This window comes from Fulvimonas soli (genome assembly GCF_003148905.1).
GTDB lineage: Bacteria > Pseudomonadota > Gammaproteobacteria > Xanthomonadales > Rhodanobacteraceae > Fulvimonas > Fulvimonas soli.
The window spans coordinates 124,123-137,821 of the sequence record NZ_QGHC01000009.1 but is presented as its reverse complement, the minus strand read 5'-3'; the positions used below and the strand labels follow the sequence as shown (position 1 = coordinate 137,821).

Below are 13,699 nucleotides of genomic sequence, written 5' to 3'. Positions count from 1 at the left end.
CCCATTGATCGTCTCGAAGTCCATAGCGTCGGGTCATTGAACGGCTGCGCTCGCAAGAAAACCCAAGCTTCGCTTATCTAGTCAATTGATGACAGGCCCTAGCCGTCGCGGCCGGAGGCCGCTCCCGCAAGCCTGCGGCAACCCTGTGGGAGCGGCCTCCGGCCGCGAAAGCCGGCCTCAGTCGTTGCCGTACTGCGCCACATGCGCCTCGCGCCAGACGACGCAGGCGGCCGGGTCGCCCGCCGGCTTCGCCGCCGCCGGCACCGTGCCCTCGTAGAAGGCGATCCGCTTGGCGCCGCCGAACAGGTCCAGCCGGCGCAGCGGCCGCAGGCCGTCCAGCCGGCCGCACAGCGAGCCGAGCCAGTCCAGCCGCTCGCGCTCGCGCAGCGCCGTCTCGTCCACCGCCAGCAGCACCGCCTCGCCGGCATGCGCCGCGCGCAGCGCCGCCTCGTCGCGGCGCCAGACCGCCAGCTGCGGCGCGCGGCCGTGCTTGGCGTTGAGCGGGCTGTCCAGCGCATACACCGGCCGCTGCCCGTTCCACTGGAAGTCCAGCTCGGCGGCCAGCATGAAGTTGTCGGCCACCACGACCGCCGGACGGCCGTCGAGCAGCGCATCCGCCGCCCGCGCGCCCTCGCGCCAGCCGACGAAGTTGGACGGAAAGGCCTTCAGCCCGGCCAGCCGCTGCGCGCCCTGCCCGCTCGCGGCCAGCCCCAGGTAGGCCAGCCCGGCCAGCAGGCCCAGCGCCGCCACCGCGCCGGCCAGCCACGGCGCGAGACGCCAGTCGCGCTCGCGCCACAGCACCGGCAGCGCGGCCAGCAGCGGCAGGTAGCCTGGCAGCGGCCAGTGCGCGCGGAAGCGCAGGTCGTCGGCGAACAGGCCCAGCGCGAAATACAGCCCGACGAAGCCGAGCGAGCTCACCGCGAGCAGGTCCCATGGCGCGCCCTCGCCGCGTCTTCGCCAGGCGCGCCACGCCGCCCACAGCAGCAGCGCGTAGAGCACCGGCGTGCAGGCCAGTGCCTGCTCCAGCGGCTGCGCCAGCGCATCGGCGTGGAAGCGCCACGGGTTGCGCTCGACCAGCTGGAACGCCACGCCGGCCCCGCGCTGCTGCCAGTTCGACACCGCCAGCGGGACCAGGCCCGGCGCCATCGCCGCCAGCGCCAGCCACAGGCCGGGACGCCGCCACAGCGCGCGGCCGCGCGGCGTCAGCACGCACAGCAGCAGGCCGACCAGCAGCGGCATCGCGGCACGGTAGTGGGTCAGCCAGCATGCGGCCAGCGCCGCGCCGAGCAGCAGCCACTGCCACGCGCGGTCCTCCGCCATCGCGCGCAGCAGCGCGTACAGCGCGAGCAGGATCGCCAGCGTCAGCGGCACGTCGGGCAGCGCCAGCACGCCCAGCGTGCCGGCCAGCGGCAGCAGCAGGCTCAGCAGGCCCGCCTGCCAGGCCGCGCGCGCGTCGCCGAAGGCGCGCCGCGCGAAGGCCACCAGCAGCCACGGCAGCAGGCCGCCGAGCAGCAGGAACGGCCAGCGCGTGCCGAACGCGCCGTGTCCCGCGGTCGCCTCGCCGAGCCGGACCAGCCACGCGGTCAGCGGCGGCAGGTCGCTGTAGCCCCAGGCCGGATGGCGGCTCTCCTGCCAGTAGAACGCCTCGTCGCCGAACGGCGGCAGCGTGCAGGCCAGCCACAGCTTGGCGGCGGAGAGCGGCACGAAGAGCGCGACGAACGCCGCTCGCCAGCGCGCGGCGGCGGCCGCTACACTGCCCCGCACGCCCGCGCCCCGTTCCCGCCCCAAGGAACCCATGTCCGCCACCACTCCGCTGCCCGAGGAAACCCTGCACGCGCGCCTGGAAGCGGCGATGGCGCAGGTCAATCGCGTACTGCTGGGCAAGCCGCGCCAGGTGAAGCTGGCCTTCGCCTGCCTGATCGCCGGCGGCCACCTGCTGCTGGAGGACGTGCCCGGCGTGGGCAAGACCACCCTGGCGCACGCGCTGGCGGCGAGCTTCGCGCTGGACTTCCAGCGCGTGCAGTTCACCAGCGACCTGCTGCCCTCGGACATTATCGGGGTCAGCGTGTACGAGCGCGAGAGCGGGCTGTTCCGCTTCCATCCCGGCCCGATCTTCACCGGCCTGCTGCTGGCCGACGAGATCAACCGCGCCACGCCCAAGACGCAGAGCGCGCTGCTGGAGGCGATGGCCGAGGGCCAGGTGACCGTGGACGGGCAGACCCACGCGCTGGCGCAGCCGTTCTTCGTGGTCGCCACGCAGAACCCGCTCGACCTCAACGGCACCTTCCCGCTGCCCGACTCGCAGCTGGACCGCTTCATGCTGCGGCTGTCGCTGGACTACCCGGACCCGTCCGCCGAGCGCGCCCTGCTCACCGGCAGCGACCGCCGCGAGCTGCTGACCCGGCTCGAACCGCAGCTGGACGGCGCGGGTCTGGCCGCGCTGCACCGGCAGGCGCAGACGGTGGTCGCCAGCCCGGCGCTGCTGGACTACCTGCAGGCGCTGCTCGCCGCCAGCCGCCGGCACGCGGAGATCCGCGTCGGCCTGTCGCCGCGCGCCGGCCTGGCCCTGCTCGGCGTGGCGCGCGCATGGGCGCTGCTCAGCCACCGCGACCACGTGCTGCCCGAGGACGTGCAGGCGGTGTTCGTGCCGCTCGCCGGGCACCGCCTGGTGTCCGCGCGCGGCGCCGGCGGCGACGCGCTGGCGCGCGCCCTGCTGGCCGAGGTGGCGGTGGATTGATGCGGCAAGCGCTGCGCCGCCTGCAGCAGGCCGCCGAGCGGCGGCTGCCCGCCCTCACCCGCTACCGCCGTCCCGAGCCGCTGCCGATCGAGCTGCACCGCCGGCGCATCTACATCGTGCCCACCGGCTTCGGCCTCGGCTTCGGCGTGCTGCTGCTGGTGATGCTGCTGGGCGGGCTCAACTACGCCAACAACGCCGCGCTGCTGCTCACCTGCGTGCTCGGCGCGGCGGCGGCGGCCAGCATGCTGGCCACCTTCCGCGCCCTGCACGGGCTGCGCCTGGGCGCCATCCAGGCCGGGCAGGCGATGGCCGGCGACCCGCTGGCGGTGACGCTCGCCTTCGAGTCCGCGCATCCGCGCGAGGCGCTGCGCGTGAGCCTGGACCGCGACCCCGCGGCGGCCGCCTTCGCCGTCCCGGCCGGCCGCGCCGAGGTGACGCTGCGCATCGCCACCCAGCGGCGCGGCTGGCAGGCGCTGCCGCGGCTGCGCGTGTGGAGCACCTGGCCGCTGGGCCTGTTCCGCGCCTGGAGCTGGCTGCACCCGCAGCAGCAGGTGCTGGTGTGGCCGCGCCCGGAGGTTTCCGGCCCCGCGCCCGCCGCGCCGGACGGCACGCGCCAGCGCCCGCGGCTGCACCACGGCGACGACCTGGCCACGCTGCGCGACTACCGCGGCGGCGACCCGCTGCGCCACGTCGCGTGGAAGGCCAGCGCGCGCCACCACGGCCTGCTGGTGAAGGACTTCGAGCAGCCGCAGGTCCTGCAGGAATGGCGGCTGGACTGGCGCGAGCTGCCGGGGCTGGACCCGGAGGCGCGCATCGCCCGCCTTGCCCGCTGGCTGGGCGAGGCGCGCGCCCGCGGCCTGCGCTGGAGCCTGTGGCTGCCCGGCGACCCCATCGGCACCGGCAGCGGCCAGGCGCACTACGCGCGCTGCATGAGCGCGCTGGCGCTGCTGCCGTGAACCCGTTCCGCCGCCGCGCGAGGACACCCGCCGCCGCGCTCGACGCGCGCGTGTTCGATCCGCTCTGCCTCACCATGGCGGTGGTGCTCGCCGTGCACGCGCCGCACCTGCCGGCGTGGCTGACGGCGGTCCTGGCCGCGCTGCTCGGCCTGTGCTGGTGGCGCAGGCGCCGGCGGCGCCGCGTGGTGCCGGGATGGCTCAAGCTGCCGCTGCTCGTGGCGCTGGGCGCGGCGGTGGTCGCCAGCTACGGCACGCTGTTCGGGCGCGAGCCGGGCTCGGCGCTCGCGGTGGGTCTGCTGGTGCTCAAGCTGCTCGAATGCGAGACGCCGCGCGACGCGCGCGTGGGCGTGAGCTTCGCCTGCTTCGGGCTGATGGCCGCGCTGCTGTTCGGCCAGGGCCTGGTCGCCACCGTGGTGGTCGCGCTCGGCCTGCTGCCGGCGCTGGCCACGCTGCGCGCACTGGAGCCCGCGCACGCCTGGGCCGGACTGCCGCGCGAGCTGCTGCCCGGCGCGACCCTGCTCGGCGTCTCGCTGCCGCTGGCCGCGCTCGCCTTCCTGCTGGTGCCGCGGCTGGACACGCCGCTGTGGGGCGCGCCGAACGACGCGCAGGCCACCACCGGGCTGAGCGACTCGATGTCGCCGGGCAGCTTCACCGACCTGCTCACCGACGACCATCCCGCGCTGCGGGTGAGCTTCGACGGCGCGCCGCCGCCGCCGGAGCAGCGCTACTTCCGCGCCTACGTGATGTGGCGCTACGACGGGCGCAGCTGGCGCCACGCGCCGTACGCGCGCGACGACGGCGCCCCCGTGCCGCTGGTCGGCCGGGACCCGCTCCGCTACCGCGTCGACATGGAGCCGACCGGCCAGCGCGCGCTGCCCGCGCTGGACGCGCCGATCCAGGTGCCGGCCGGCACCCGGCTCAGCCGCGACCTGGAAGTCGTGCGCGAGCGGCCGGTGCGCGACCCGCTCTCCTACGGCATGCAGTCGGTGCTGCGCTACCAGCTGGAGGCCTCGCTGTCCGACGCCGTGCGGCGGCGCGCGCTGCAGCTGCCGCCGGGCTTCAACCCGCGCGCGCTGGCGCTGGGCCAGGACTGGCGCCGGCGCTACGGCGCCGACGATGCGGCCATCGTGCAGGCCGCGCTGGCGCTGTTCCGCGACGGCGGCTTCCGCTACAGCCTGGCCGCGCCGCCGCTGGGCCGCGACGCGATGGACGATTTCCTGTTCGGCACGCGCGAGGGCTTCTGCGAGCACTACGCCTCCGCCTTCACCGTGCTGATGCGCGCGGCCGGCGTGCCGGCGCGCGTGGTCACCGGCTACCAGGGCGGCTTCTGGAACCGCATGGGCGAGTACCTGCTGGTGCGGCGCTCCGACGCGCACGCCTGGAGCGAGGTGTGGCTGGCCGGGCGCGGCTGGGTGCGCGTGGACCCCACCGCCGCGGTGCGGCCCGAGCGCGTGAGCCTGGGCGCGGCGGCCGCGGCCGGCGACCAGCTCGGCTGGTCGCACGCCGGCTGGCTGCAGGGCCTGCGCGACCGCTGGGACATCGTCAACCGTTGGTGGAACCAGGGCGTTATCGGTTTCGACGCGCTCCGCCAGCGCGGGCTGCTCGCCCCGTTCGGCGTCCGCGACGCGGACGCCCGCACGCTGGGCCTGCTGCTGGCGGTCGCCAGCGCGGCCTGCGCCGGGCTCGGGCTGGCGTGGGCGCTGTGGCGCCGCGGCCCGCGCGATCCGGTGCTGGCCGCCTGGCGGCGGCTGGAGAGCCGGCTGGCGCGGCGCGGCCTCGCGCGCCGGCGCGGCGAGGGCCCGCAGCACTACCTGCGCCGCGCGGCCCGCGCGCTGCCGGCGCAGCGGCAGGAGCTCGAAGAACTGATGAGGTGCTATCTCGAACTGCGCTACGCCCATCACGAACCGCCGCCTGAACTGGCGCGCCGCTTCCGCCGCGCGGCACGGGATTTCCATCCGCGCCGCGTGGTCAAATGAAGGTCAACGCGGTTGCCCGGGCAACCGTCCACGATGGAGAAACCGACATGTCCGCCTACCGCCCACTCGCCCTGGCCGCAGCCACCGCGCTGCTGACCGCCTGCGCGACGGTGCCGCAGCCGTTGCAGGGCACCTACACCGACGTTCCCGTCCAGAATGCCCAGCAGGGCGGCGCCGGCGGCACCCGCGTGCGCTGGGGCGGCGAGATCATCAAGACCGAGCCCGGCCCGCAGGAGACCTGCTTCTACCTGCTGTCGCGCCCGCTGGACAGCCAGGCGCGCCCGAAGCTGGGCGACGCCGGCGCCAGCCAGGGCCGCTTCGTCGCCTGCCGCGCCGGCTTCTACGATCCGGAGGTGTTCACCCGCGGCCGCGAGCTGACCGTCACCGGCACCCTGCACGGCATCGTCAGCAAGAAGGTGGGCGACTTCGACTACGCCTACCCGCGCGTGGAGGCGGACGTGGTGTACCTGTGGCCCAAGCGCCCGGTGTACGTGAACTACCCGCCGGGCTTCTACGACCCGTTCTGGGGTCCGTGGGGGCCGTACTGGGGTCCCTACTGGGGCGGGCCGTACTGGGGTGGCCCGCGCGTGATCGTGGTGCATCCGCGCCCGGCGCCGCCGCCGCCGCGCAAGTAAGCCTCTCGGAGGCGCGCGCGCACGGCATGTCGATGCGGGGCGGGCGCGGCACGGGGCAAGACGAAAAAAGCCGGCAGGTCATCCTGCCGGCTTTTTCATTCCGATGGTCGGCCGCGCCTGCTGCTGGCCTTCATTCTGGAGTGGCCAGCGCGGCCGGAGGCCGCGATCGACCGCGCCCCATGGTCGGAAACCCGTCGCGCCGGAACGCGGACTCAGCCCGGCGGCCAGTGCATCCGCCGTCCGGCCAGCAGGTGCACGTGCAGGTGGTACACGGTCTGGCCGCCGTGCTCGTTGCAGTTGATCACCGTGCGGTAGCCCTGCGCGGCGAAGCCCTCCTTGCGCGCGTAGTCCGCCGCGGCCAGCAGCAGCCGGCCGAGCAGCTCCGCGTCGGCGGGGGTCGCCTCGTCCAGGGTCGCCATGGCCCGCTTGGGCACGAACAGCACGTGCACCGGGGCCTGCGGGTTCACGTCGCGGAAGCCGAGCACGTGCTCGTCCTCGTAGACGATGTCGGCGGGAATCTCGCGCCGGATGATCTTGCCGAAGATGGTGTCGCCCATGGCCTTCTCTCCCTTGCTCACAGGCGCAGCAGCATACCGTGCGCGGCCGGCGCCACCCGCCTGAAGCCGAACTTCTCGTAGAGCCGGTAGGCGGTGCCGTCGGCGATCAGCCCGACCATGCAGCGCGCCGGCGCCCGCGCGCGCAGCTGCCCGGTCAGTGCCGCCATGATGCGCCGGCCCCAGCCCCGCCCCTGCCAGGCCGGCGCCACCGCGATGTCGACCACGAACAGGAACAGCCCGCCGTCACCGACGATGCGGCCCATGCCGACCAGCGCGCCGCCGTGGCGCACGCACACCGAGCACCAGCTGGCCGGCAGCCCGACCGCGGCGGCCTCGGCGGTCATCGCGCTCAGGCCCGCGGCGACGCGCAGCGCGCGGTATTCCTCGATGCCGGGGATTTCCAGGCGGAGCTCGGGCTCGTGAGCCATCGGCGCCCCGCCCGGTTCAGTCCAGCGCCTGGCGGCTGCCGAAGGCGTGCGCCAGCGTGCCGCGGTCCACGTATTCCAGCTCGCCGCCCAGCGGCACGCCGTGCGCCAGCCGGGTCGGGCGGATGCCGCCGGCGCGCGCCAGCTGCGCCAGGTAGTGCGCGGTGGCCTCGCCCTCCACGGTGGGGTTGGTGGCGATGATCATTTCCTCGATCTCGCCCTCGCCCAGCCGCTGGGCCAGCAGGTCCAGGCCCAGCTCCTGCGGCCCCATGCCGTCCAGCGGCGAGAGCCGGCCGAGCAGCACGAAGTACTGCCCGCGGTAGCCGGTGGCCTGCTCGATCGCCGCCAGGTCGGTGGGCGACTCCACCACGCACAGCACGTGGCGGTCGCGGCTCGCGCTGGCGCACAGCGCGCACACCGGCTCCTCGCTGAAGTTGCGGCAGCGCGTGCAGTTGCCGATGCGCTGCATCGCCTGCTCCAGCGCCCTGGCCAGCCGCAGGCCGCGCTGGCGGTCGCGCTCGAGCAGGTGGAAGGCCATGCGCTGCGCGCTCTTGCCGCCCACGCCGGGCAGGCAGCGCAGGGCCTCGATGAGCTCGTTGAGCAGGGGGGAGCTGGCGGACATGGATGGTCAGGGATGAGGGACGAGGGGTGAGTGGCGAGGGCGCGCGACCGGATGCTTCGCAAGCGTGCGGACTCGCGCCCTCGCCACTCGTCCCTCGCCCCCGCTCTCAGAACGGCAACTTGAAACCGGGCGGCAGGTTCAGGCCCGCCGTCACGCCGCCCAGCTTCGCCTTGCTCGCCTCGGCGACCTTGTTCACCGCGTCGTTGACCGCGGCGGCCACCAGGTCCTCGGCCATCTCCGGGTCGTCGGCGAACAGCTTGCGGTCGATCTGCACGCGGCGCACCTCGTGCGCGCCGGTCATGGTCACGCTGACCAGGCCACCGCCGGCGCTGCCGGTGACCTCCAGCCTGGCGATCTCCTCCTGCGCGCGCTTCATGTCTTCCTGCATGCGCTGCGCCTGCTGCATCAGCTGGCCGATGTTTCTCATGGTGACGCTCCGGATGCCTGTCTATCGAATGGGTGCGGGTTTGCCGCCGGCGCTACGGCCCGAAGGGCTTGACCGTCTGCGGCAGCACGCGCGCGCCGAACTCGCGCTTGAGCGACTGCACCAGCGGGTCTTCCTCGATCGCCTGCTCGGCGGCGGACTGCGCCGACTCGCGCGCGCTGGCCGCGCGCGCGGCGGGCGTGAGCGCGGCGCTGCCGCCGTCCTCGACGAAGCGCAGGCGGATGCGCTCGCCCAGCGCCTGGCCGACGCGCTCCTCCATCTGGCTGACCATCGGCTCCACCGCCAGGTGCATGTGCGCCGGCTGCAGCGCCAGCACCAGGGTGTGGCCGTCGCGCTCGCGCAGCGCGGCGTTCTGCGCCAGCTGGCCGAGCGGGCCGCGCAGGCCGGCGACCTCGATCAGCGAGTCCCAGTCCGGCAGGCCGCGCGCGTCGGTGGCCACCGCCGGCCGTGGCGCCGCCGGCGGCGGCGCGGGAGCGGCGGCGCGCGGCGGCGCCACGGGCGCGCTGGCCGGCGCCGCGGAAGCGGGCGCCGCCGGGCGCGAAGGCGGTGCCGCGGCGGCGCGCGCCATCGCCGGCGCCGCCGGACGCTCGGCACGCGCGCCGTCGCCTTCCGCCGGGCGGAAGGCCAGCATGCGCAGCAGCGCCATCTCGAAGCCGGTGCGCGCGTCCGGCGCCAGCGGCAGGTCGCGGCGGCCGGTGGTGGCGATCTGGTAGTAGAGCTGCACGTCCTCCGGCGCGAAGCGCCCGGCCAGGCCGGTCAGTGCCGAGGCATCGCCGTCGCCGTCCTCCGCGCCGCGGTAGCCGGGCACCAGTTGCAGCAGCTGGATGCGGTGCAGCGTCGCGGCGAGGTCGTCCAGCACGCCGCCGAAGTCCGGCGAGAACGAGGCGATGCGCGCGCACTCCTCCAGCAGCCGCGCGCCGTCGCCGTCGGCCAGCGCGTCGAGCACGCCCAGCACCTGGCCGCGCGCCACGCTGCCCAGCATCGCGCGCACCTCGTCGGCCCCGAGCGCGCCGCCGCCGTAGGCGATCGCCTGGTCCAGCAGCGACAGGCCGTCGCGCAGCGAGCCGTCGGCGGCGCGCGCCAGCTCGGCGATCGCCGCGTCCTCGTAGGCGATGCCCTCGGCGGCGAGGATGTGCCGCATCTGCCCGGCGATCTGCTCGGGCAGCAGGCGCTTGAGGTTGAACTTCAGGCAGCGCGACAGCACCGTCACCGGCAGCTTCTGCGGGTCGGTGGTGGCGAGCAGGAACTTCACGTGCGGCGGCGGCTCCTCCAGCGTCTTCAGGAGCGCGTTGAAGGCCGGCTTGGACAGCATGTGCACCTCGTCCACCAGGTACACCTTGAAGCGGCCGCGCGCGGGGGCGTACTGCGCGTTCTCGATCACCTCGCGCACGTCGTCCACGCCGGTGTTGCTGGCCGCGTCGATCTCCAGCAGGTCGACGAAGCGTCCTTCGTCCACCGCCTTGCACACGGCGCACTCGCCGCAGGGATCGGCCGACTCGCCGCGCTCGCAGTTGAGCGACTTGGCGAAGATGCGCGCGATGGTGGTCTTGCCCACGCCGCGGGTGCCGGTGAACAGGTAGGCGTGGTGCATGCGCCCGGTGTCGAGCGCGTTGGTGAGCGCGCGCACCACGTGTTCCTGCCCCACCAGCTCGGCGAACTTGCGGGGGCGCCACTTGCGCGCAAGGACTTGATAGGACATTCGCAGCTACCTTGGGGCGAGGGACGATTGTGCCAAGGCGGGGGCTACAAGTCAGTAAAGGGCTTCGGAGTCTGCAAGGAGGTCCCTTGGGACTGCGCGAGCTCCGGCCCCTCATCCCAGCCTTCTCCCCGGAGGGGAGAAGGGGCGAACGAGCTCGTTCCTGCCGACTTCGCGGGTATCAGGCCGGGCCCGGCCTGATCGGGACCGCCTTTGAATGGCGGCGGCCCCGCCAGCCACACCCCGGCACCCGAATCATCCACTACCGTTGCTTCCTTCCGGACCTGGCGGGGTTTGCGGACTATCGTCGCGGGGGGACCGACGGGGCCACCATGGACGTTGGGCTTGCGCCCGGCGACGGCGGGCCGTCGCTATTCAAGAACTGGCGGAGAGGGCGGGATTCGAACCCGCGATACGGGGATAAGCCGTATACACACTTTCCAGGCGTGCTCCTTCAACCACTCGGACACCTCTCCGCGGCGAAAGCCGCGATGCCGGCCATCCGTTCCGGCAAAGAAGCGGAAGAATAGCGGCCGCCCCGCGGCTAGACAAGAGCGGCCGGCTCAGCCGGCGTCCGCGTGCGGCGGGAGCGGCGGCGGCAGCGCCGCCCGTTCGCCGGGCCGCGCGACGCGGTAGCCGCGCGCCGCCATCGCCACGCCGTCGGCGGCGCTGGTGTAGTGGTACAGCAGCAGCCGCGCGCGCAGCGCCGCGTCGTACTCGCGCCCGACGTCGTCCAGGCCCGTGTGCGAGGGATTGCCGTGCAGGCTGCAGTCGTGCGCCACCAGCTCGCCGTGGGCGGCGTGCTGCGCCAGCGCCTCGGGAATCGGCCGGGTATCGCCGGTGAACACGAAGCTGCCGCCCAGCGCCAGCCCGTACGAGGTGCCCGGCCGGTGGTGGCGCGTGGCGAACACGTCGAACCACTGGCCGTCCAGCCAGAAGCCGCGCGAACAGGGCACCAGCCGGAACGCCTCCCAGAAGTTCACCCCGCCCTCGGCCAGCACGCCGGGGTAGTCCGCCACCCGCGCCTGCAGCCAGGGCACCAGCGCGGCGTGGGCGAACAGCAGGGTGCGCCCGCGCAGCGCCTCGTCGAACCACAGCCGGGTGAACAGGCGCTCCAGCCCGCCCACGTGGTCCATGTGCGTGTGGGTGACGTACAGCGCATGCGGCGGCACGCCGTAGGCGCGCTCGTAGCGGTCCAGCGTGTCCGGGCCGCAGTCGATCAGCAGCACGGGGACGCCGTTGCGCTCCAGCACCGCCGAGGAACAGCCCAGTTCCGCCGCGTGCGCGGCGCCGGTGCCGAGGAAGTGCAGATGCCAGCTCATGAGCGAAAGGTGCGCTCGTAGCCGTGGAGCAGCGGCTTCCAGACCTCGCGCTCGAACGCCTCGACGCCCTGCGCCGCCGCGCCGAGCTTGAGCAGCGAGCGGCGCAGCCGGCGCAGGTTGGCCCGCCGCCAGCCCTCCGCCGGCAGGCGCTGGCGGCCGCGGTCGAAGTCGATCAGGTAGAGCTGTACCGGCGCCACCAGCACGTTGTGCGCGTTGAGGTCGGCGTGCCAGATGCCCTCGCGGTGGAAGCGCGCCACCAGCGCGCCGACCTCCTCCGCCAGCTCGGCGTCGAGCGCGCCGGCGGCCAGGCATTCGGCCAGCGTGCGCGCGTCGGCGATGCGGCGGGTGATGAGGTCGGCGGTGTAGAACGGGCCGCGGCGCACGTAGCGCGCCGCCACCGGCCGCGGCCCGGGCAGGCCCAGCCGCTCGATCGCCACCAGCAGGCGGAACTCGGCGAAGCCGCGCGTGCGGCCGGCGCCGGTCCACAGGTAGCGGTCGCCCAGCAGCGCGGCGACCATGCCGCCGCGGCGGTAGTGGCGCAGCACGCACTCGCCGGCCGGCGTGTCGATCACCGCCACGCCGCCGCGCCCGCCCGCCTGCGCGCGCAGCGCGCCGCGCGCGCGCCAGGACGCGGGATCGAACCAGGCCCCGTCCACCTGCGCGGACAGGGCGGCGTCGCAGAGCAGCGCCTCGCCCGTGCCTTCGCGCAAGTGTTCCTGCATCATTCGCCGGTTGCCTCGAGGACCGCCTCCGATCCATGTCCGACGATTCTAGCCCAAGCCCCGCACCCGCCTCCCTGTGCCTGCTGCGCACCTCGGCCATCGGCGACGTCACCCACGTGGTGCCGCTGGTGCGCACGCTGCAGGCGGCCTGGCCGCAGGCCCGGCTCACCTGGATCGTGGGCAAGCTCGAGCGCCGGCTGGTCGGCGACCTGCCCGGCGTGGAGTTCGTCACCTTCGACAAGGGCCGGGGCCTGGCCGGCATGCGCGAGACGTGGGCCGCGCTGCGCGGCCGGCGCTTCGACGCGCTGCTGCAGATGCAGGTGGCGCTGCGCTCGAACCTGCTCAGCCTGGGCATCCGCGCGCGCCGGCGCATCGGCTACGACCGCGCCCGCTCGAAGGACCTGCACGGGCTGGCGGTCAACGAGCGCATCCCCGCGCGCACCGGCGAGCACGTGCTGGACGCCATCGGCAGCTTCTGCGAGCCGCTGGGCCTGAAGCAGACGCAGGTGCGCTGGGACATCCCCATCCCCGAGGAAGCCCGCGCCTGGGCCGCCGAGCGGCTGGCCGGCGACGCGCCCGTCCTGCTGGTGAGCCCCACCTCCAGCCACGCGCTGCGCAACTGGCGGCCGGAACGCTACGCCGCGGTGATGGACCACGCCGCCGCGCGCGGCTGGCGCGTGGCGCTGGTCGGCGGCCCCTCGCCCGGCGAGCGCGCGATGGCCGACGCGGTGCTCGCCGCGTGCCGCCGCGCGCCGCTGGACCTCACCGGCAAGGACACGCTCAAGCGCCTGCTGGCGATGCTCGCCCGCGCGCAGCTGCTGCTGACCCCGGACTCCGGCCCGATGCACATGGCCAACGCGGTGGGCACCAAGGTGCTGGGCCTGCACGCGGCCAGCAACCCGCACCGCTCCGGCCCCTACTCCGACCGCCGCTGGTGCGTCGACAAGTACGACGCGGCTTCGCGCAAGTTCCTCGGCAGGCCCGCCAGCGAGATTCCCTGGGGCACCAAGATCGAGTATCCGGGCGTGATGGACCTGGTCGGGGTGGACGAGGCGATCGAGCGCTTCGAGGCGTTTGCGGGAGCAGGGATGAGGGACGAGGGATGAGTAGCGAGGGCGCACGGATGTGCGCCGCGCGAGGCCGAAGACTGTCCGGGCGACGACGGCGTGACGCAGGCCGCGATTTTCGCGCCCCCGCCACTCACTCCTCACCCCGCCCTGTAATCCTGATACGACTTCTCCTCGACCAGCTGCGAGCCCAGCTTGAGGTTGATCTCGCGCTTCACCGCCGCGCGCTCGTCGTTGCGGAAGTACACCGCGCGGGCCAGCTCGATGAATTCCTGGTCGAAGGCCTGCGCCTTCTCCTTCAGGCGGATGCGGTCCTCGATGTCCCACAGCGCCTCGTTCACCGCCAGCAGGCGCGCGCGCTCGTCCGAGATGTCGGTCTGCGAGGCGACGGCGTTGGCCCAGGTGGCGTTGAGCAGGTCCAGCTCGTTGCGCACGTTGGCCAGCTTGGCCTCGTCGCGGATCTGCCGCGACTTGATCTCGAGGATGGTGATCTTGTCGATCAGCTCGCCGTAGGACACCGGCACTTGGATCAGGCTCAT

The 13,699-nt window shown here is 74.3% G+C and carries 14 protein-coding genes, 1 tRNA gene and 1 other RNA gene; 5 read left to right on the top strand and 11 right to left on the bottom strand.

Annotation, left to right across the window (positions count from 1 at the left end; translation table 11 throughout):
- Positions 1-177: 177 nt before the first annotated feature.
- The gene (locus C7456_RS13085; RefSeq protein WP_245889865.1) at positions 178-1,764 is read right to left on the bottom strand and encodes a glycosyltransferase family 39 protein; all 1,587 of its coding nucleotides are present in this window, start codon (positions 1,762-1,764) and stop codon (positions 178-180) included.
- Between the two features lie 31 nt (positions 1,765-1,795).
- On the opposite strand from C7456_RS13085, the gene C7456_RS13080 reads away from it, so the two are divergent.
- From C7456_RS13080 to C7456_RS13065, 4 genes are read left to right on the top strand one after another with little or no spacing between them, the layout of a single operon-like run.
- A complete protein-coding gene (locus C7456_RS13080; RefSeq protein ID WP_109724237.1) occupies positions 1,796-2,737 on the top strand; it encodes an AAA family ATPase in 942 nt (313 codons plus the stop codon).
- On the top strand, positions 2,737-3,693 hold the full coding sequence (locus C7456_RS13075) for a DUF58 domain-containing protein (RefSeq protein WP_109724235.1): 957 nt from the start codon (positions 2,737-2,739) through the stop codon (positions 3,691-3,693). Before C7456_RS13080 ends, C7456_RS13075 begins: the two co-directional genes overlap by 1 nt.
- Positions 3,690-5,669, top strand: coding sequence for a transglutaminase TgpA family protein (locus C7456_RS13070; RefSeq protein ID WP_245889864.1), 1,980 nt, complete (start codon positions 3,690-3,692; stop codon positions 5,667-5,669). Before C7456_RS13075 ends, C7456_RS13070 begins: the two co-directional genes overlap by 4 nt.
- 47 nt (positions 5,670-5,716) lie before the next feature.
- Positions 5,717-6,304 (top strand): Slp family lipoprotein, encoded by a 588-nt coding sequence (locus C7456_RS13065; protein WP_109724233.1) that lies wholly within the window; start codon positions 5,717-5,719, stop codon positions 6,302-6,304.
- A 212-nt stretch (positions 6,305-6,516) separates the two neighbouring features.
- Here C7456_RS13065 and C7456_RS13060 read toward each other — a convergent pair whose 3' ends face one another.
- The 9 genes from C7456_RS13060 to C7456_RS13020 all read right to left on the bottom strand — a co-directional run bounded on the left by C7456_RS13060 (position 6,517) and on the right by C7456_RS13020 (position 12,093).
- Positions 6,517-6,861 carry a histidine triad nucleotide-binding protein gene (locus C7456_RS13060; protein ID WP_109724232.1) on the bottom strand — a complete coding sequence of 115 codons (345 nt, stop codon included), beginning with the start codon at positions 6,859-6,861 and terminating at the stop codon, positions 6,517-6,519.
- A 17-nt stretch (positions 6,862-6,878) separates the two neighbouring features.
- The gene (locus C7456_RS13055; protein ID WP_109724230.1) at positions 6,879-7,289 is read right to left on the bottom strand and encodes a GNAT family N-acetyltransferase; all 411 of its coding nucleotides are present in this window, start codon (positions 7,287-7,289) and stop codon (positions 6,879-6,881) included.
- Positions 7,290-7,305: 16 nt separating this feature from the next.
- Positions 7,306-7,908 carry a recombination mediator RecR gene (recR, locus tag C7456_RS13050; RefSeq protein ID WP_109724229.1) on the bottom strand — a complete coding sequence of 201 codons (603 nt, stop codon included), beginning with the start codon at positions 7,906-7,908 and terminating at the stop codon, positions 7,306-7,308.
- Between the two features lie 106 nt (positions 7,909-8,014).
- Entirely contained in the window at positions 8,015-8,335 is a 321-nt protein-coding gene (locus C7456_RS13045; RefSeq protein ID WP_109724228.1) for a YbaB/EbfC family nucleoid-associated protein, read from the bottom strand.
- A 52-nt stretch (positions 8,336-8,387) separates the two neighbouring features.
- The gene (dnaX, locus tag C7456_RS13040; RefSeq protein WP_109724227.1) at positions 8,388-10,052 is read right to left on the bottom strand and encodes a DNA polymerase III subunit gamma/tau; all 1,665 of its coding nucleotides are present in this window, start codon (positions 10,050-10,052) and stop codon (positions 8,388-8,390) included.
- Between the two features lie 224 nt (positions 10,053-10,276).
- Positions 10,277-10,373: signal recognition particle sRNA small type (ffs, locus tag C7456_RS13035), an RNA gene on the bottom strand.
- 59 nt (positions 10,374-10,432) lie between these two features.
- Positions 10,433-10,525, bottom strand: a tRNA-Ser gene (locus C7456_RS13030).
- Positions 10,526-10,612: 87 nt separating this feature from the next.
- Positions 10,613-11,371 (bottom strand): MBL fold metallo-hydrolase, encoded by a 759-nt coding sequence (locus C7456_RS13025; protein WP_109724226.1) that lies wholly within the window; start codon positions 11,369-11,371, stop codon positions 10,613-10,615.
- Positions 11,368-12,093 carry a 3-deoxy-D-manno-octulosonic acid kinase gene (locus tag C7456_RS13020; RefSeq protein WP_109724249.1) on the bottom strand — a complete coding sequence of 242 codons (726 nt, stop codon included), beginning with the start codon at positions 12,091-12,093 and terminating at the stop codon, positions 11,368-11,370. The genes C7456_RS13025 and C7456_RS13020 overlap by 4 nt, the downstream gene beginning before the upstream one ends.
- Positions 12,094-12,128: 35 nt before the next feature.
- Between C7456_RS13020 and C7456_RS13015 the strand changes: the two genes are divergently transcribed.
- Positions 12,129-13,199, top strand: coding sequence for a glycosyltransferase family 9 protein (locus C7456_RS13015; RefSeq protein WP_109724225.1), 1,071 nt, complete (start codon positions 12,129-12,131; stop codon positions 13,197-13,199).
- A 101-nt stretch (positions 13,200-13,300) separates the two neighbouring features.
- Here C7456_RS13015 and C7456_RS13010 read toward each other — a convergent pair whose 3' ends face one another.
- Positions 13,301-13,699, bottom strand: a complete 399-nt coding sequence (locus C7456_RS13010; protein WP_109724223.1) for a DUF6165 family protein — start codon at positions 13,697-13,699, stop codon at positions 13,301-13,303.

What these genes read in the sequence shown, in the direction of transcription:
- C7456_RS13080 (WP_109724237.1), top strand. Translation starts at nt 1,796, where the DNA reads ATGTCCGCCACCACTCCGCTGCCCGAGGAAACCCTGCACGCGCGCCTG.
- C7456_RS13075 (WP_109724235.1), top strand. Translation starts at nt 2,737, where the DNA reads ATGCGGCAAGCGCTGCGCCGCCTGCAGCAGGCCGCCGAGCGGCGGCTG.
- C7456_RS13065 (WP_109724233.1), top strand. Translation starts at nt 5,717, where the DNA reads ATGTCCGCCTACCGCCCACTCGCCCTGGCCGCAGCCACCGCGCTGCTG.
- C7456_RS13060 (WP_109724232.1), bottom strand. Translation starts at nt 6,861, where the DNA reads ATGGGCGACACCATCTTCGGCAAGATCATCCGGCGCGAGATTCCCGCC.
- C7456_RS13055 (WP_109724230.1), bottom strand. Translation starts at nt 7,289, where the DNA reads ATGGCTCACGAGCCCGAGCTCCGCCTGGAAATCCCCGGCATCGAGGAA.
- recR (WP_109724229.1), bottom strand. Translation starts at nt 7,908, where the DNA reads ATGTCCGCCAGCTCCCCCCTGCTCAACGAGCTCATCGAGGCCCTGCGC.
- C7456_RS13045 (WP_109724228.1), bottom strand. Translation starts at nt 8,335, where the DNA reads ATGAGAAACATCGGCCAGCTGATGCAGCAGGCGCAGCGCATGCAGGAA.
- dnaX (WP_109724227.1), bottom strand. Translation starts at nt 10,052, where the DNA reads ATGTCCTATCAAGTCCTTGCGCGCAAGTGGCGCCCCCGCAAGTTCGCC.
- C7456_RS13025 (WP_109724226.1), bottom strand. Translation starts at nt 11,371, where the DNA reads ATGAGCTGGCATCTGCACTTCCTCGGCACCGGCGCCGCGCACGCGGCG.
- C7456_RS13020 (WP_109724249.1), bottom strand. Translation starts at nt 12,093, where the DNA reads ATGCAGGAACACTTGCGCGAAGGCACGGGCGAGGCGCTGCTCTGCGAC.
- C7456_RS13015 (WP_109724225.1), top strand. Translation starts at nt 12,129, where the DNA reads ATGTCCGACGATTCTAGCCCAAGCCCCGCACCCGCCTCCCTGTGCCTG.
- C7456_RS13010 (WP_109724223.1), bottom strand. Translation starts at nt 13,699, where the DNA reads ATGAGCCTGATCCAAGTGCCGGTGTCCTACGGCGAGCTGATCGACAAG.